This window comes from Bacillus sp. RO1, from assembly GCF_012524115.1.
GTDB lineage: Bacteria > Bacillota > Bacilli > Bacillales > Bacillaceae_I > Sutcliffiella_A.
In genome coordinates this window covers 1-17,263 of sequence record NZ_JAAZWB010000086.1, presented here as the reverse complement: position 1 = coordinate 17,263, position 17,263 = coordinate 1, and the positions used below count along the sequence as shown (strand labels likewise).

Sequence of the window (17,263 nt, the reverse complement as noted above, 5' to 3'; positions counted from 1 at the left end):
GCTACTCATCGTCGCCTGGTTGGGCTGTCACCTCAGCAACATGCGAGTGCGCCGCGGGCCCATCTGTAAGTGATAGCCAAAACCATCTTTCAATTAAGAACCAGGTGGTTCCTTATAGTAGCCGGTATTAGCTCCGGTGTCCCGAAGTTATCCCAGTCTTACATGCAGGTTGCCCACGTGTCACGCCTCCGTCCGCCGCTGGCCTTTCAAAAGCAAGCTTTTAAATGGTCCGCTCGACTTGCATGTATTAGGCACGCCGCCAGCGTTCGTCCTGAGCCAGGAGCAAACTCTCCAATAAAGAGTCTGAGCTTTTGCTCAAAATTTGCTAGCTTGTGTTACTTAAAATCATTTGGTCGTATTCCGTAGAACCGACGTTATGACGCTGTTGTTTTGTTTAGTTTTCAAAGAACTCTTTTTCGTCGTTCTCTCGAAGCGACTTTATTATCTTATCACATACCCTGAAGTGAAGTCAACAACTTTTTATAAGTTATTTTCAATTCATGTATGTAGTCGTTTGTGACAACGAAATATAATATACCATTTTAAATAATGATAAGTCAACGAAAAAATAAAAAAACCCTCTTTTTTTTTCGGAGGGCGTTGTTTTTAGCATATTGGATGTAAGACACGTAAACTTTTCTTCTTATACTATATACTTCTGAATGATTACTAATGATATTACTCCTGGTATCCCTAATAGACCTGATACTGCAGCGGTAGCAGGATTAATCGGTACATGAATGCCCATTGAGTTTCCGAATGCATTTAAAAAGAATAAAAAGAGTGCACCAATCATTACCTTTATAAGCGCCTGGCCTGCAAAGCGCAACGGTTTTATCGGTGTCCCCACCAATAGAACAAGCAGGATCAACCCACAGATCACTCCAATTACTAGTAACGGTTCCATCATAACCCCTCCTCTTGCCAGCTTGTACTAAACTATATGAATGACAGCCTTAATTAAGAACTCACTACTTGAATAAGAAGTTTAAGAAGGCATAAAAAAAAGCAGCTAAGGATCTCCCCAGCTACTTCTTTATCATACGAGTTCGGACTTCCCTTAATAGGAAGAGGTATTTTGCTTCTGCTATCTTTAATTGACAGATGACTTCTTCTGAAGGATCGACGCTTTTATCTACCAAACTTTTTTGTTTGGCCCACCGATTCTTACAATCTTCCGTTGTTTCCATCAATTTGGCATCATACTGTTTTTTTAAGCGGTCTTTTTTTCGAAAAAACATAGGTGATGATAACCCCTTTGTCTGAGATCATGGATCGTCTTCTTACATTTAACTAAACTTATATTTCTCTTCTACCTTCAAGGGCTTTTGATAACGTTACTTCATCTGCATATTCTAGATCTCCTCCAACAGGAAGTCCATGAGCAATACGGGTCATTTTTATCCCTGATGGTTTTAATAGCCTAGAAATATACATAGCTGTTGCTTCACCTTCTATATTGGGGTTGGTTGCAAGGATGAGTTCTTGGACTTCATCATCTTGTAATCGTTTAATAAGTTCAGGTATTTTGATATCCTCCGGACCGATTCCATCCATTGGGGATATTGCACCGTGAAGGACATGGTAGAGGCCGTTATAGTCCCGCATTTTTTCCATCGCAATAACATCTTTTGTTTCCTGTACCACACAGATAACAGTTTTGTCTCTTCTATTATCCTCACAAATATAGCAAGGATCCCTATCGGTGATATGTCCGCAAACAGAGCAATAGGAAAGGTTTCTCTTTGCATTCACTAGTGCTTTTGCAAAGTCCAATACGGTATCTTCTTTCATGTTAAGTACGAAAAAAGCCAGACGAGCGGCCGTTTTCGGGCCGATACCTGGCAATTTCATAAAGCTGTCAATCAGCTTTGATATAGGCTCAGGATAATGCATAAAGGTCCTCCTAGAATAGTCCTGGCATGTTTAACCCTTTAGTGAATTGGCCCATTGTATCATTTGTCAGCTCATCCATTTTCTTAAGGGCATCGTTTGTAGCAGCTAGAACTAAGTCTTGTAGCATTTCGATATCTTCCGGGTCTACTACTTCTTCTTTGATATTTACTTCGATGATCTCTTTTTGGCCATTAACTACTACTGTGACCATTCCGCCACCAGCTGTACCTTCCATTGTCTTTTCAGCTAATTCTTCCTGTGCTTTAGCCATATCCTTTTGCATCTTTTGCATTTGTTTCATCATTTTTTGCATGTTACCCATTCCGCCGCCACGCATCATAATAAATTCCTCCTAATATGTTTTTATAATTTATTCTTTAATTTCTACAAGATCAGGGCCGACAAGTTTCTTCGCTTCTTCAATGAATGGGTCATCTTGGGTTTCGTTGCCCTCTTCATCATTTTTTTGTCCGCGGATAAAGCCTTCTCGGATCTTCAGCCATTCTTCTTCTGGAACGGCCAGCATGTCATAAGATTTTCCGGTAAGGTCCAAAATGATTTGTTCCAGGTTTTGCTTCACCGGTTCATCTGACGCCATCTTGCAATGTATCTCATATTTAAACTTTAACACAAAAGCACTGCTTGCTGCAGCTACAGGTTCACTGTCCGTCAATAATGCAGCATGGGAAACTTTATTTTGCTTGCGAAGTGTCTCCAGCAACTGTGCCCAGCTGCCTTTGATGCTTTCCAAGTCTCCTCTTGTTGCCTGCTTCAGCACTTCCTGAATTCGACCTGTTGCGGGCTTGAACCCATTTCTGGATCCGCCGCCACTTCTTGCAGGGGCCTTGCTTGGTGCATTCGCTTTTGCCGCTCCCCCTGCATTTCCTGCCGCAAGCTCTTTCACCTTAGTCTCCAGCATAGCAATCTTCTTTTGCAAAAGATTTACCTGATCTTGATTCGCCGATTCCTTAGCCTGGGCTTCAAGCTGACATAGCTTCACAATCGCTACTTCTAGGTAAATTCGCGGATGGTTCGTCCACTTCATTTCCTGTTGGCTCTTATTCAGAATATCGATTGTCTCATAGATTGTTTCTGCAGGGATTTCTTCTGCAAACCGTTGAAAAGCTTCATCCACCTGTACTCTGTCCAAAATTTGTTCCAAATTTGGTGCCGTCTTATATAGGAGCATATCCCGGTAATAGAAAATAAGATCTTCCAGAAACCTTGCAGGATCTTTACCTGATTGGAAAACCTGATCCAGGGAATCTAGCGCCTGTGCCACGTTTTTGTGATACAGGCCGTTTACGATATCTGTCATAAAGCTTTGCGAAACAGAGCCCGTTATGGCCAGTGCATCTTGTACAGTTAGCGAACCACTGCTAAAAGAAATGGCTTGATCCATCAAACTGAGGGCATCACGCATCCCGCCTTCTGCCGCTCGGGCAATGATAGCCAATGCTTGGGACTCTGCTTCTATTTCTTGTGCTTGTAAAACAGTAGAAAGCCTGCCGACAATTGACTCCCCTGTTATCCTTTTGAAATCAAAGCGCTGACAACGCGAGATGATGGTCAGTGGGATCTTGTGGGGTTCGGTTGTAGCCAATATAAAGATTACGTGCTTCGGTGGTTCTTCTAACGTTTTGAGTAAGGCATTAAACGCACCGATGGAAAGCATATGTACTTCATCAATGATGTATACTTTATATTTTACAGAACTTGGAGCATATTTGACTTTGTCGCGAATGTCTCGGATCTCGTCTACTCCATTATTGGAAGCTGCATCTATTTCAATGACATCAGATATTGAACCGTCCGTTATTCCTTTACAGGCGGAACATTCGTTGCATGGTTCCGCAACTGGTGCATGTTCGCAGTTTACTGCTTTTGCTAGTATTTTTGCCGCACTTGTTTTTCCTGTTCCTCTTGGACCGGAGAACAAGTAGGCGTGAGAAAACTTTTGTTGAAGCAGGGCGTTTTGTAAGGTTTTGGTTATATGTTCTTGTCCCACTACATCTGCAAAGGTTTGTGGTCGAAAAACACGATATAAAGCTTGATATGCCACCAATATGCCCTCCTTCTTTTTTATCCTCTTCCATTATACCGTATGGCTTGTGGAAAATAAAATGTTTGTTCCATGTCTATCATTATTAATCGCCTCTATAGATTGACCGTTTCTTTCCGCTGCAGGCACTCGCTTTCCGCGGGGCTATGCTTGTGCCTCCTCGGCTTAGCCTGTGGGGTCTCAACCTACCGCTACCTACCGCCGGAGTCAAGTGCCTTCCGCTCCAATCCACTAATCTGTTTAACATTTTAAACATGAAAAAACTCACCCCAGAAATTGGAGTGAGTTTGATTAGTATTATTAAACTGCCGTGCACCTTCTGTCGATTAGTCACCATAAGCGTTACTCAAGCAGTTAGCTCGACCCAGGCAACCCTGCGGCACATGAGAGAGTCCGCTTAATGCTGCTTCCTTCCGGACCTGACATGGTTCACGGGTTCCCATTGCGCAGGACCCAGGTGTCAACACCACTTACTTGAGGCAGACCCTACAGTCTACTAACCTCGAGAAGGGATTCAGCCTCGCTAGAGCGGATTGCGAGTTCAGGGCACCGCTACCTCCCCGCTTAGCACGACAAAATTAAAACCATAAGTTGGTTGCGTCATTAACTCGACGCATAATTTAGTATAACGGGTAAGTGAAAAAAATGCAACCGTCCGATGCTGTAAATTATTAGGAGTTAGACTCCCGAAGTTGCTTCTTCTCTTTTTTTTGCTGACGAAGCTTCCTGAAAAAAGAGGACAGCAGTTCGCCACATTCTTCTTCCATTATACCACTCACCACTTCTGTCTGGTGATTAAAGCGCTCATCTTGCAAGATATTCATGAGGGTCCCTGCACATCCCGCTTTTGGATCATTGGCCCCGTATACCACTTTTTTGATTCGTGATTGGATGATCGCTCCTGCACACATGGGACACGGTTCCAACGTGACATAAAGGATCGCTTCCTCTAACCGCCATGTTTGCAAGGCTTCACACGCTTTATCAATCACCATGATTTCTGCATGTGTAATCGACCTTTGGGTGGTTTCCCTGAGATTATATCCCTTTGCTATGACTTTTCCATCATGAACAAGAACAGCACCAATTGGAACCTCTTTAAGTGCCTCCGCTTTTTTCGCCTCTTCTATCGCCAACATCATAAAATGTTCATCTTGCATTTTGGACCTTCCCCTTCTTTTCCTTGCATATTTATATTCTCCACCTCTTTTCCATAGACTAATCTCTACGAGGTGATTTTACATAATGAAACAAACCGCTCTTTTAATTATTGATATAATCAACGATTTTCAATTTAAGCACGGAAGTATCTTGGCAGAAAAAACATCCAGGATCGTTCCTAATATTAAAGCAATCAAGGAATACATGCACAAGGAAGAACTTCCGGTTATCTATATTAATGACCATTATAACTTATGGCAGGCTGATTACGATAAAATCATTGATAAATGCTCGAACAAATGGAGCGAACCAATCATGCAAGCATTATATCCCAGTGGTGATGACTTTTTTCTCATTAAGCCTAAGCATTCCGCCTTCTTTGGGACAGCATTGCATACGTTACTCTCCCAACTCCATATAAAAAAATTGATTCTTACAGGACTCGCAGGAAATATATGTGTTCTTTTTACAGCAAATGACGCTTACATGCGAGAGTTTGAGCTAATCATACCCAGTGATGCCATCGCTTGTGCAGATGAGGACGATCATACGTACGCATTACGCATGATGGAAAATGTGCTGAAGGCGGATGTAAGCCCAACAACGAAGTTTCTCAACCAACAGTAGGTTGCTTGCATGAATCCTCCCACCCATTCATACATTGGTAAAGGATAATGAATAGGAGGGACGAACCATGCAAATTCATGTCGTAAGTCAGGGACAGACACTCACCGGGATTGCACAGGCATACGCCACAACGCCACAGGATATTATTGAAGCGAACGATCTTCCCAACCCTGATAGGCTTGTTGTCGGCCAGGCACTGGTGATCCCCATTGTGGGGCGTTTTTATTTTGTCCAGCAAGGAGATTCCATTTTTTCCATAGCAAGAAGGTACAATACCACACCTGAACAGTTGATTGAAATAAACCAATTGAATCCTGCCACCCCACTACGCGTAGGGCTACGCCTTTATATTCCTCCCCAACCAAAACGAGAAGCGGAGATTAACGCGTATGTGGAGCCACGCGGAAACACAGTATCAGAAGAACTGCAACAAAGTTCACGTAATGCCGCACCCTATTTAACCTATCTTGCCCCGTTTAGCTTTCAAGTCCTGAGGGACGGATCACTGAAGGAACCACCACTGACAAATCTGCCTGCCATTGCTGGAGAAGACAATGTCATCTTGATGATGGTGCTTACCAATTTAGAAGAGGACGGATTCAGTGACGAGCTTGGTCGCATCATCTTAACAGACATGAAGGTCCAAAACAAATTCCTGGATAATGTCGTTGCCACTGCCAAAAAATATAATTTTAAAGACATTCATTTTGACTTTGAATATTTACGACCTGTAGATAAGGAAGCTTACAATACCTTTTTACGAAAAGCCAGGGATCGGTTTAAAAAGGAAGGGTGGCTCATTTCCACCGCCCTCGCTCCCAAAACAAAAGCCGATCAAAAAGGAAAGTGGTATGAGGCCCATGACTATAAAACACATGGAGAAATTGTCGATTTCGTCGTCATTATGACGTATGAGTGGGGATATAGCGGAGGTCCACCAATGGCAGTTTCTCCAATTGGACCTGTTCGAGAAGTGTTGGAGTATGCTATCACGGAAATGCCAAGTGAAAAAATTATGATGGGCCAAAATCTCTATGGTTATGACTGGACACTTCCCTTTGTCCAAGGCGGAGAATTTGCAAAAGCGATAAGCCCACAAGCTGCTATCGAACTTGCTGCTAACAACAATGTTGCTATTTCTTATGATGAAGAGGCACAGGCTCCCCACTTTAACTATACAAAGGAAGGCAAGGAACATGAAGTCTGGTTTGAAGACGCTAGATCCATACAGGCAAAATTTGACCTCATAAAAGAACTTAACTTACGAGGTATCAGCTATTGGAAACTAGGTCTACCTTTTCCACAAAACTGGCTTCTGATCACCGATAACTTCAACGTCGTAAAAAATCCAACCGAACGTTACTATTACTACTACTAAGGACTGGGGTAATCCCAGTCCTTATCTATCCAACCTCTCTCAAATTGTTCCTCCACAAGCCCCATATCTGTGATAGAATAATTATTGTCTGTCAAAAAATTGATGTAGTCACATGCTTATCAAAGGGGGCATCCTGGTGCAAGCAACACCATTTATAACAGTCGAAGGACCCATTGGTGTTGGAAAGACCTCACTTGCAAAAAAAATTGCAGAAGAGTTCCAATATCAATTATTAAAAGAAATAGTAGACGAAAATCCGTTCCTGGGAAAATTCTACGAGAACATCGACGAGTGGAGTTTCCAAACAGAAATGTTTTTCCTATGTAATAGATACAAACAACTAGAAGACATTGATCAACACCACCTAAAGCAACACAAACCGGTAGTGGCTGATTATCATATCCTAAAAAACCTTATTTTCGCTAAACGCACACTAAAGGACAAGCAGTACGATAAATACCTTAAAATATACGATATTTTAACGGAAGACATGCCAAAATCAAATGTCATCATTTATTTAAATGCAAGTCTGGACACGCTACTAACAAGAATTGAAAAGCGTGGCCGTGATATCGAAAAGAAAATAGATCCTTTATACCTTCAACAGTTAAGTCTTGATTATGATGAAGAAATGGATCGCCTTGAAGAGCAATACCCTTCCTTGCCAATCCTTCGCTTTAACGGAGACGAGGTTGATTTTGTACAACGAGATGAAGATCTACAGCGTATTTTTCAACAGTTGAAAGATACCTTGAATAAAGGAGTTAACGTATAATGAATTTACGTCAAAAATACGGCATTCCCTCAAACGCGGTCATTACGATTGCTGGAACAGTGGGAGTCGGTAAATCTACGATGACGAATGCTTTGGCAAACGCCCTTGGCTTTCGTACATCTTTTGAAAAAGTAGACACCAATCCATACTTAGATAAATTTTACGCTGATTTTGAGCGTTGGAGCTTTCATTTACAAATTTACTTTCTGGCAGAACGTTTTAAAGATCAGAAAAAAATCTTTGAATATGGCGGCGGCTTCATTCAAGACCGCTCTATTTATGAAGACACTGGCATCTTTGCCAACATGCATTATGAGAAAGGGACAATGACACAGGTCGACTATGATACGTACACCAGCCTGTTCGAAGCGATGGTGATGACACCGTACTTCCCTCATCCTGACCTTTTAATTTATTTGGAAGGTAGCCTGGATGATATCCTTGGCCGCATCCAAGAACGTGGACGCCCGATGGAGCAGCAGACTCCGATATCGTATTGGGAGGAAATGCATGAGCGCTACGAACGATGGATCAACAACTTCCACGCGTGCCCGGTATTGCGCCTGAACATCAACGAATACGACGTGCTAAGCAATGGGGATTCCATCGAACCAATCATCGAAAAGATCTCCCATCACATGAAACAATCACAGCTATTAAAAAAATAAATGAAACATACAAAAGACCGAGGCTATTTGCCCCGGTCTTTTTTGTAAACCCTAGTGCGGAAATCAACAGCGGTGTTTAACAGAGCCTTTTCAAAAAAAATAAGCCACCCCAGACGGGCAGCTTACAGATTGCCAAAAGATGACGTCGCTTCATCTCAGGCAATAAAAAAGTCGTTACTTCTCCATAATGTAACGAACATACTCCAGTTTATGCGCTATTGGTAAAAACCTTTTTTAAAAATCAATGGCGGAGGAAGAGGGATTCGAACCCCCGCGGGCTTTGACACCCCTGTCGGTTTTCAAGACCGATCCCTTCAGCCGGACTTGGGTATTCCTCCGTATCGACAAAAAGTAATATATCATATTTCTAAAAAGGATGTCAACACGATACAAGAGAAGGATAGAGATTTTTCACCCTATCCTTCCATTGTTCACTATTTAGTCAAAATTTCTTTGCCACCCATGTAAGGACGTAAAACTTCCGGAATTACAACAGAACCATCTTCCTGCTGATAATTTTCAATGATGGCTGCCACTGTACGTCCAATTGCAAGTCCAGAACCGTTCAATGTATGCACATGCTCTGGCTTACCTTTTGGATCGCGACGAAAACGGATGTTTGCGCGACGAGCCTGGAAGCTCTCAAAGTTACTGCAAGAAGAAATTTCTCGGTATGTTTCTGCACTTGGAATCCACACTTCAATGTCATATTTCTTAGCTGCAGTGAATCCTAAATCTGCTGTACACATGCTCAACACACGGTAAGGAAGTCCAAGCAACTGCAATACTTTCTCCGCATTACCTGTCAATTTCTCCAGCTCTTCATAAGATTCTTCCGGCTTTACAAATTTCACAAGCTCCACTTTATTGAATTGATGCTGACGAATCAATCCACGTGTATCACGACCAGCAGATCCTGCCTCAGAACGGAAGCAAGCACTGAATGCCGCATAATTAATCGGCAGCTGGTCGCCACTTAAGATCTCTTCACGGTGCATATTTGTAATGGGAACCTCTGCTGTGGGAACCAAGAAGTAGTCTTCTTTTTCAATCAAGAAAGCATCTTCTTCAAACTTAGGCAGCTGCCCTGTCCCGGTCATGCTCGCACGGTTCACCAAATATGGCGGTAGCACTTCTGTATAACCATGTTCATCTACATGTAAGTCTAACATGAAGTTGAATAATGCTCTCTCAAGTCTCGCTCCTAAGCCACGGTAGAATACAAATCGGCTTCCAGTTACTTTACCTGCTCGTTCAAAATCTAAAATACCAAGCTCATCCGCGATATCCCAATGAGCTTTCGCTTCAAAGCCGAAATTTGGAACCTCGCCCCATTTACGGACCTCGACATTGTCGTCCTCCGTTTCCCCAACAGGAACACTTTCATGAGGGATGTTAGGAATAGATAGTAGTAATAGCTCAAGTGCTTCTTCCACTCCTCTTAATTCCTCATCCAATTCCTTTACATTGTCTCCTACTTCACGCATTTCCTTAATCAGGTGATCCGCATCCTGCTTTTCGCGTTTCATGGCCGCAATCTGCTGAGAAACTTCATTACGCTTGCTTTTCAATTGCTCCGTTTGAACAAGAAGATCTCTTCTTTTCGCATCCAGCTCTTCAAAGCGGTCCAAATCAGACAAGTCTTCTCCTCTATGCTGAAGCTTACCCTTTATCTCCTCGAAATTCGCACGCAATAACTTTAAATCCAACATGTCTTATTCCTCCTTTTTATTTTTCTTATATAACAAATAAGTAGGGATATCCCCCTGGTGATTGTAGTGCAAGGTATGAGACTCCGGCGGGAGGCAGCGGTAGGTTGAGACCCCGCAATGAAATGAGGAGGCTCAAGCACACGCCCCGCGGAAAGCGAATACCTGGAACGGAGATCAACAGGGAGTTCCGCAGAAATCCCGAGAACACAAAAAACCCCCGTCCCCTAAATAGGGACGAGAGTTTATATTCCCGTGTTGCCACCCTTGTTGAAAAAGACCAAACGCCTTTTCCCACTTCATTCGATAACGGTAATAATCTTACCGATTTGACTTACTATGCCAATAACGGCAATTCGGCCAAGTGCTCAAGGATGGATTCGCAGATGTCATACATCGGTTCGCACCAACCACCGACTCTCTAAAAGTATGTGCACCCTGCTACTTTTTCCTATCAACGCTTTAACAATATTTTCTTATTAGATAATCTACTACAAGTTTCTCATACTTGCAATAGTTTTATACCCACATTTATTTAGACTCTTTCACCATATTGACGAAATACTGAGTAATACGGTGGTCATCCGTCAATTCTGGATGGAACGAACAGCCTAGGAACTGCCCTTGACGAGCAGCCACGATACGGCCGTTATGCTTACAAAGAACCTCAACATCTTCTCCCACTTCCACAATATGCGGAGCACGGATGAATACGCCGATGAAATCTTCTGCTATCCCTGCTATGTCCAGTTCTGCTTCAAAGCTGTCCACCTGGCGTCCAAATGAGTTACGCTCCACCTTCGCATCCATAAATGCCAAGTGCGGCTCATCGTAGCCAACTATCTCATTTGCAATCAAAATCAGACCGGCACATGTACCAAATACAGGCTTGCCGCTTGCACCAAATTTGCGCAATGGCTCCATGAATGAATACTTATCAATCAGTCGGCGCATCGTCGTGCTTTCGCCACCCGGTATGATCAAGCCGTCTATTTCTGAAAGCTGTTCTGCTCTTTTTATTACAATTGCTTCTGCTCCAGATGCTTCAATGGATCTAACATGCTCCCGAACTGCACCTTGAAGTCCTAAGACCCCAACTTTCACCATACGTTAAAACTCCTTTACTTACCAACCACGCTCTTGCATGCGATTTTCAGGTAATAGTGTAGAAATTTCGATGCCTTTCATCGCTGTACCCAATCCTTTGGACAGGCTTGCAATTAGTTCATAATCTTCGTAATGAGTAGTCGCTTCCACGATAGCACGAGCAAATTTCGCAGGGTTTTCGGATTTGAAGATACCAGATCCAACAAATACCCCGTCAGAACCTAATTGCATCATCAACGCTGCATCAGCTGGAGTCGCAATTCCGCCTGCTGCGAAGTTAACTACTGGAAGTTTACCAGTACGCTTGATTTCAAGAAGTAGCTCAAAAGGAGCACCTAATAGCTTTGCTTCTGTCATCAACTCATCTTCGTTCATTCCTACTACTTTGCGAACTTGTGCATTCACTTTACGGATGTGACGAACCGCTTCCACGATGTTTCCTGTTCCTGGCTCACCTTTTGTACGAAGCATAGAAGCACCTTCACCGATACGGCGTGCAGCCTCTCCAAGGTCACGACACCCACAAACGAAAGGCACTTTGTACTGACGCTTATCTAAGTGGTATTCCTCATCCGCTGGAGTCAATACTTCACTCTCATCGATATAGTCCACACCCATTGCTTCCAATACGCGAGCTTCCACAATATGACCAATACGAGCTTTAGCCATTACTGGGATAGATACAGCTTTCATTACTTCTTCCACAATAGTTGGATCTGCCATACGAGCAACTCCACCAGCTGCACGGATATCAGCAGGTACTCGTTCTAATGCCATTACAGCAACTGCTCCAGCCTCTTCTGCAATTTTCGCCTGTTCAGCATTAACAACGTCCATGATGACGCCGCCTTTTTGCATTTCTGCCATTCCACGTTTTACACGATCAGTACCTGTTTGATGTGTCATCGTTAAGTCCCCCAATATGTATAAAATAATTTTTTCATAAAATGGAGCAAGTCCATATAATTTACTAACACGCTCTTTATTTTACCTTAAATTTTAGAAAAATCCTAATAAAATATCGAAAGATTAACCTACCACTATTTAGAAAGATTCGGCTTTTAAGAAACCTTCCTACTTGTTGTAGTATTTCCCCGTTCAACGAAATTACCCACAAGTCGTCTATAAGGAAAATGCCTGAAAGTCCATCCTCTGTGAAGATGGGCCTTCAAGCATTTTTCATTCATTCATTTAAAATAATCCTTTAACCGCTCCAGCTACTGTGGACCAAAGATCAGAGAAGAATCCGCCAACTGCACGCATGGATAATACAAACCAGTTTGCTTTTTCCACGCCTTCTTTTGTTACTAGGTCAACCTTAGGACCTTGTCCCTCTAACAGATAACCAAGATTTTCCTCTTCCCCTGTATAGTTAATCGTCATATGACCAACTTTTGTACCTTTTTCAAAAGGTGCTGTAATACCCTCTTCTTCAGATACAACTTTTTCATCAAATTCATACAATGGTTCAAAGTTTTCCTCTTCCCCACGTTTAACTAAAACCTTCATTGCTTCACTAGTTTCCACTTCGACTTGCTTTTCTTTCCCTTTTACTACTTTCAAATTAGAGTTCTCATCAATCTGATAGTTAGCCGGAAAAATCTCTTCAACAGAGTAGTTTGCATACCCATAGTCAAATAGTTTTCTAGTTTCTGCAAATCGCGCGGTGTCTTGTGGCTGGCCATTCGCATTTTTGGCATTCATTACCACGGAAATAAATCTCATTCCATTCTTTTCAATAGTTCCTGTAAAGTTGTACCCGGCAAAATCGGTAAAACCAGTTTTCAATCCGTCTACGCCTTCGTATTCAGAAACTAGACCAGGAAGCATCCAGTTCCAATTGGACATATAGATTTCATCGTCTGTACCTTCTCTGAAAACCTTTTTAGGGATACTAGCGGTATCAAGGATCTCAGGGAAATCTTTTAATAGATGATAAGCCAATTTTGCTGTAGCACGAGCAGACATCATATTCTCTTCTTCTGCACCAGTTCCATCCGGATGCATACCATAAAGGTCTCTATTGTTCAATCCAGTAGAGTTAACAAATTTGTAGTCCTCTAAACCTAACTCTTCTGCTTTTTCATTCATCATTTTTACAAATTCAGCCTCAGTGCCTGCAACCATCTCTGCCAAAGCAATGGTTGCCCCGTTTGCTGAATAGATAGCCATCGCTTCATATAGCTCCTGGACATTATAAGTACCATCTCTGCGTAGAGGAACGTTGGAAAGGCTGCGGTCCTGAGAAATAGTCCAAACGTACTCATTTACATTGTATTGATCATCTGGTGATAGTTTTCCTTCGCTAATTGCTTCAAGAATTAAGTATTCACTCATCATTTTTGTCATACTAGCGATACCAAGAATGGTATCAATATTCTTTTGGTAAATAATTTTCCCTGTGCTTTGTTCAAGAAGTAACGCAGCTTCAGCATTTATATCTAAATGAGGATTGTTATCCTCTGCTTTTACATCCTGTATTGAAAAAATTGTTGTTAACAGCGCAATGGTTAGTAAACTAGCAATAACACGTTGAAAGTTTTTCTTTGTCACAATTAAATACCCTCCACAGATTTTTTTCACATAGTCGTTATTTTAACACACTATGTTCAAAAAAAATAGACAGAGAAAGACCACTTCTTTCTCTGTCAGTTTATAAGACTAAACTCCTATGACAACTTACTTAAACGGAATAATTAGGGGATTCTTTTGTGATTTGGACATCATGCGGATGACTTTCACGAAGCCCTGCTCCCGTCATTTTCACAAATTGTGCATTTTCTCTTAATGCTTGTAAGTCTTTTGTACCGCAATACCCCATGCCGGAACGCAGGCCGCCAACCATTTGGTAAATAGTGTCTGCAACAGGTCCTTTATAAGCAATGCGCCCTTCAATTCCTTCTGGTACAAACTTTTTATTATCTTCTTGGAAATAGCGATCTTTACTTCCTTTTTCCATCGCTCCAACAGAACCCATGCCGCGGTACACTTTAAAGCGTCTGCCTTGGAAGATTTCTGTTTCTCCAGGGCTTTCAGAAGTACCTCCCAACATACTACCGAGCATAACAGCATGTCCACCAGCAGCAAGAGCTTTTACAATGTCACCGGAATACTTAATGCCGCCATCTGCAATGATGGAAACTCCAAGCTTACGTGCCTCTGTTGCGCAATCATACACTGCAGTGATTTGCGGTACTCCGACACCGGCCACTACTCGAGTCGTACAAATGGAGCCCGGCCCAATACCTACCTTCACTACATTCGCTCCAGCTTCCACTAAATCTCGTGTAGCTTCTGCTGTTGCAACATTCCCAGCAATAATGTTTAAGTTTGGATATTTGTCTCTGATTTTTCTTACCGTATCAAGGACACCTTGAGAATGACCATGTGCTGTATCCACTACGATTGCATCCACGCTTTTTTGTACCAGCTTCTCAACTCGAAGCATTGTATCCCCTGTTACGCCCACTGCTGCACCAACTAAAAGACGCCCTTGGTTATCTTTAGCAGAGTGTGGAAACTCAATAACTTTTTCTATATCTTTAATGGTAATAAGCCCTTTTAATACTCCAGCTTCATCTACAAGTGGGAGCTTTTCAATTTTATACTTTTGCAGAATACTCTCTGCTTCCTCTAAGGTTGTTCCTACGGAAGCCGTTACAAGGTTTTCTTTTGTCATGACATCTGAAATGGGAATAGAGAAATCCTGAATGAATCGCAGATCACGGTTTGTCAGGATACCAACAAGTTTGAGCTCCTCGTTGTTATTGACGATTGGAACACCGGAAATTCTGTATTTTCCCATCAGGTGCTCCGCATCAAACACTTGATGCTCAGGTGTTAAGAAGAACGGATCAGTAATAACGCCACGTTCAGAGCGCTTCACCTTATCTACTTGTTCCGCCTGCTGTTCAATGGACATGTTCTTATGAATAATTCCTAAGCCTCCTTGACGAGCCATCGCAATCGCCATCTCTGCTTCTGTTACTGTATCCATCCCTGCACTAATAATTGGAATGTTTAGTTGCAATGTTTCTGTCAACTTTACTTTCAAATCTACATCCCTTGGTAAAACCTCAGATTTGGATGGAACCAAAAGAACATCATCAAATGTTAAGCCTTCTTTAGCAAATTTATTTTCCCACATGACAAAATTTTCCCCCTTCTTAAACTCGATAATATTTATAGTAGAGTATCAACTGGACAAAATACTGTCAAGGACGGTAACATAAGTTTATTTTTTCTAATTATTCTAACTATACTATTTATTATAAGGACGTGGATTCTTTGACTGCTCCATACTTACACTTATTTTACCCATTTCAATCCGTTGAAACCGCGCAGAAACTCCTCAAGGCCTGTTACCAAAAGCATCAAATAGATCAATTCGAACAAAAAAGCTATAACAATGCGTATAGTTTTATTTACTATGTGGAGCATGGATTGACATATCTTCAGCAATCCAGCAATACTCCTACGTCCATAAGACCTGTGCTCATGTTTTATGGAATGGTTCAACTAATCAAGGCCTGTTTATTAACTGTCGATCCTTGCTATCCGGAATCCACATCTGTTTTAGCACATGGTGTTTCCACTAGAAAACGTAAAAAACAAAGCTATGAATTTCTACAAGATGAAGTAAAAGTCCAGAAAAACGGACTCTTTTCGCACTTTAGCGACAAAATGTTCCATGTGAAACAAATAGAAGGAACAAAGTATTCCATGAGGGATTTACTGTTCTCCATTCCCGAACTTGAAACAAGCATAAAAATTACCAAAAATAAATCCCCATTTTTAGCAGTTGGAAAGGTGGGGGATTCATTCATTCAGGTGCCACAATCCATTTTAGATGATTATAAAATGACCAAAGACCGTTTCATACAGCATTTTCAAAAACAGACTTCTTTTGTGTATGACTCCATGAAAGAAGAAGCTTTTCATTTTAATGAAACCAAACAACCGAGATCATGTCATTACTCACCTTTGTTATACAACCATGAAAAAAGCACCCTGTACATTCCAAGAAAAAAAGAACAGTTAACCTTTTTTCCTGAAATACTTTCCCACTACCTACTTCTATATAATTTAAGCATGATCTGCCGGTATGAAACAGAATGGTGGGGTGAGCTGCTGCATACTTTTAACAGCAGTGATTTATCTCTCATTAATCACTTTCTTAATGTAGCGACGGTAAAAATTCCTTTTTACTTGCATGGGTATTTGTTTAGTACGTTTGGAATTGATTGTGAGGTATAGGGGCATAGGGGGTATTGGAGGGGGTATTGCTTGTTCCTCTGATAAAAATGTTGGTGCCTTTTATGACAGCGGGCGGCCGGGTATTTTACGTTAGAGGTCTTTAAAATTAGCTGTGAAGACCTCTGTGATGGGGAATATTATGTTAGATGGTCTTTATAGCGGGGGTCAAAACTTCTGGGTTAGGGATTTCTGTTACTGAAGTGCTTTATAACAGTGGTTAAGACCTCTAAGATGCAATTCTCTACTCCTATATATCCTTAAAACCTCTATGAAGACATTCTCCATGAAAACTCCCCCTCCAAAGTGTCTTCATCCAAACGATGGTCATGGGTTCCACTTCAGTCATCACATATGCATATTTACTAAACCGTAACAAAGTTGTCTCCGTTTCTTGTTTTTTGGCACCGTTCTGCCTCCTCCCCTTTCCAAAGGATTTTGTCATTGTTCCACCACCAATTTCTCCAACAATGAAAACACACAAAAAACCAGCGCCTAAGTTAATAAGCACTGGTTTCTTATAAATTTGCCTGGCAACGTCCTACTCTCACAGGGGGAGATCCCCCAACTACCATCGGCGCTGAAGAGCTTAACTTCCGTGTTCGGTATGGGAACGGGTGTGACCTC

Annotated in this window: 17 protein-coding genes, 1 tRNA gene, 2 rRNA genes, 1 other RNA gene and 1 other annotated feature; of the genes, 5 read left to right on the top strand and 16 right to left on the bottom strand. The window is 41.9% G+C overall.

What is annotated here, in order from left to right; translation table 11 throughout:
• The 8 genes from HC179_RS16810 to tadA all read right to left on the bottom strand — a co-directional run.
• Positions 1 to 298, bottom strand: a 16S ribosomal RNA gene (locus tag HC179_RS16810); the annotation flags it as partial.
• A 345-nt stretch (positions 299 to 643) separates the two neighbouring features.
• Positions 644 to 907, bottom strand: coding sequence for a pro-sigmaK processing inhibitor BofA family protein (locus HC179_RS16805; protein WP_168865361.1), 264 nt, complete (start codon positions 905 to 907; stop codon positions 644 to 646).
• 121 nt (positions 908 to 1,028) lie between these two features.
• Positions 1,029 to 1,241, bottom strand: a complete 213-nt coding sequence (locus tag HC179_RS16800) for a YaaL family protein (protein ID WP_168865360.1) — start codon at positions 1,239 to 1,241, stop codon at positions 1,029 to 1,031.
• Positions 1,242 to 1,299: 58 nt separating this feature from the next.
• A complete protein-coding gene (gene recR, locus HC179_RS16795; RefSeq protein ID WP_168865359.1) occupies positions 1,300 to 1,896 on the bottom strand; it encodes a recombination mediator RecR in 597 nt (198 codons plus the stop codon).
• Positions 1,897 to 1,906: 10 nt separating this feature from the next.
• Positions 1,907 to 2,233: a YbaB/EbfC family nucleoid-associated protein gene (locus HC179_RS16790; RefSeq protein ID WP_148990353.1), complete on the bottom strand. Its 327-nt coding sequence runs from the start codon at positions 2,231 to 2,233 to the stop codon at positions 1,907 to 1,909.
• A gap of 33 nt (positions 2,234 to 2,266) precedes the next feature.
• On the bottom strand, positions 2,267 to 3,958 hold the full coding sequence (gene dnaX / locus HC179_RS16785; protein WP_168865358.1) for a DNA polymerase III subunit gamma/tau: 1,692 nt from the start codon (positions 3,956 to 3,958) through the stop codon (positions 2,267 to 2,269).
• 308 nt (positions 3,959 to 4,266) lie between these two features.
• Positions 4,267 to 4,531, bottom strand: an RNA gene (gene ffs, locus HC179_RS16780) — signal recognition particle sRNA large type.
• Positions 4,532 to 4,629: 98 nt separating this feature from the next.
• Complete coding sequence (gene tadA, locus HC179_RS16775; RefSeq protein WP_168865357.1) at positions 4,630 to 5,118, bottom strand: tRNA adenosine(34) deaminase TadA; 489 nt, start codon at positions 5,116 to 5,118, stop codon at positions 4,630 to 4,632.
• A gap of 85 nt (positions 5,119 to 5,203) precedes the next feature.
• On the opposite strand from tadA, the gene HC179_RS16770 reads away from it, so the two are divergent.
• The 4 genes from HC179_RS16770 (at position 5,204) to HC179_RS16755 (ending at position 8,567) form a co-directional block, all read left to right on the top strand.
• Positions 5,204 to 5,746, top strand: a complete 543-nt coding sequence (locus HC179_RS16770) for a cysteine hydrolase family protein (RefSeq protein ID WP_168865356.1) — start codon at positions 5,204 to 5,206, stop codon at positions 5,744 to 5,746.
• A 67-nt stretch (positions 5,747 to 5,813) separates the two neighbouring features.
• Positions 5,814 to 7,124, top strand: a complete 1,311-nt coding sequence (locus tag HC179_RS16765; RefSeq protein WP_168865355.1) for a glycoside hydrolase family 18 protein — start codon at positions 5,814 to 5,816, stop codon at positions 7,122 to 7,124.
• Positions 7,125 to 7,260: 136 nt separating this feature from the next.
• Positions 7,261 to 7,899 carry a deoxynucleoside kinase gene (locus tag HC179_RS16760; protein WP_168865354.1) on the top strand — a complete coding sequence of 213 codons (639 nt, stop codon included), beginning with the start codon at positions 7,261 to 7,263 and terminating at the stop codon, positions 7,897 to 7,899.
• The gene (locus HC179_RS16755) at positions 7,899 to 8,567 is read left to right on the top strand and encodes a deoxynucleoside kinase (protein ID WP_060667146.1); all 669 of its coding nucleotides are present in this window, start codon (positions 7,899 to 7,901) and stop codon (positions 8,565 to 8,567) included. The genes HC179_RS16760 and HC179_RS16755 overlap by 1 nt, the downstream gene beginning before the upstream one ends.
• 245 nt (positions 8,568 to 8,812) lie before the next feature.
• On the opposite strand, the gene HC179_RS16750 is transcribed toward HC179_RS16755, so the two are convergent.
• From HC179_RS16750 to guaB, 6 genes are all read right to left on the bottom strand, one after another.
• Positions 8,813 to 8,905 (bottom strand) — tRNA-Ser (locus HC179_RS16750).
• A gap of 96 nt (positions 8,906 to 9,001) precedes the next feature.
• Positions 9,002 to 10,279, bottom strand: a complete 1,278-nt coding sequence (serS, locus tag HC179_RS16745; protein WP_168865353.1) for a serine--tRNA ligase — start codon at positions 10,277 to 10,279, stop codon at positions 9,002 to 9,004.
• A 227-nt stretch (positions 10,280 to 10,506) separates the two neighbouring features.
• Positions 10,507 to 10,743 (bottom strand) — a binding site (T-box leader).
• A gap of 64 nt (positions 10,744 to 10,807) precedes the next feature.
• Positions 10,808 to 11,383, bottom strand: a complete 576-nt coding sequence (pdxT, locus tag HC179_RS16740; RefSeq protein WP_168865352.1) for a pyridoxal 5'-phosphate synthase glutaminase subunit PdxT — start codon at positions 11,381 to 11,383, stop codon at positions 10,808 to 10,810.
• Between the two features lie 18 nt (positions 11,384 to 11,401).
• Entirely contained in the window at positions 11,402 to 12,289 is an 888-nt protein-coding gene (gene pdxS, locus HC179_RS16735; RefSeq protein ID WP_148990338.1) for a pyridoxal 5'-phosphate synthase lyase subunit PdxS, read from the bottom strand.
• 285 nt (positions 12,290 to 12,574) lie between these two features.
• A complete protein-coding gene (locus tag HC179_RS16730; RefSeq protein ID WP_168865351.1) occupies positions 12,575 to 13,936 on the bottom strand; it encodes a D-alanyl-D-alanine carboxypeptidase family protein in 1,362 nt (453 codons plus the stop codon).
• A 130-nt stretch (positions 13,937 to 14,066) separates the two neighbouring features.
• Positions 14,067 to 15,530, bottom strand: a complete 1,464-nt coding sequence (guaB, locus tag HC179_RS16725) for an IMP dehydrogenase (protein WP_168865350.1) — start codon at positions 15,528 to 15,530, stop codon at positions 14,067 to 14,069.
• Between the two features lie 140 nt (positions 15,531 to 15,670).
• On the opposite strand from guaB, the gene HC179_RS16720 reads away from it, so the two are divergent.
• Positions 15,671 to 16,639, top strand: coding sequence for a YaaC family protein (locus HC179_RS16720; RefSeq protein WP_168865349.1), 969 nt, complete (start codon positions 15,671 to 15,673; stop codon positions 16,637 to 16,639).
• Between the two features lie 247 nt (positions 16,640 to 16,886).
• Here the strand turns inward: HC179_RS16720 and HC179_RS16715 are convergent, their stop codons facing one another.
• Both HC179_RS16715 and rrf read right to left on the bottom strand, forming a co-directional pair.
• Positions 16,887 to 17,081, bottom strand: a complete 195-nt coding sequence (locus HC179_RS16715) for a hypothetical protein (RefSeq protein ID WP_168865348.1) — start codon at positions 17,079 to 17,081, stop codon at positions 16,887 to 16,889.
• Between the two features lie 83 nt (positions 17,082 to 17,164).
• Positions 17,165 to 17,263 (bottom strand): 5S ribosomal RNA (gene rrf / locus HC179_RS16710); the annotation flags it as partial.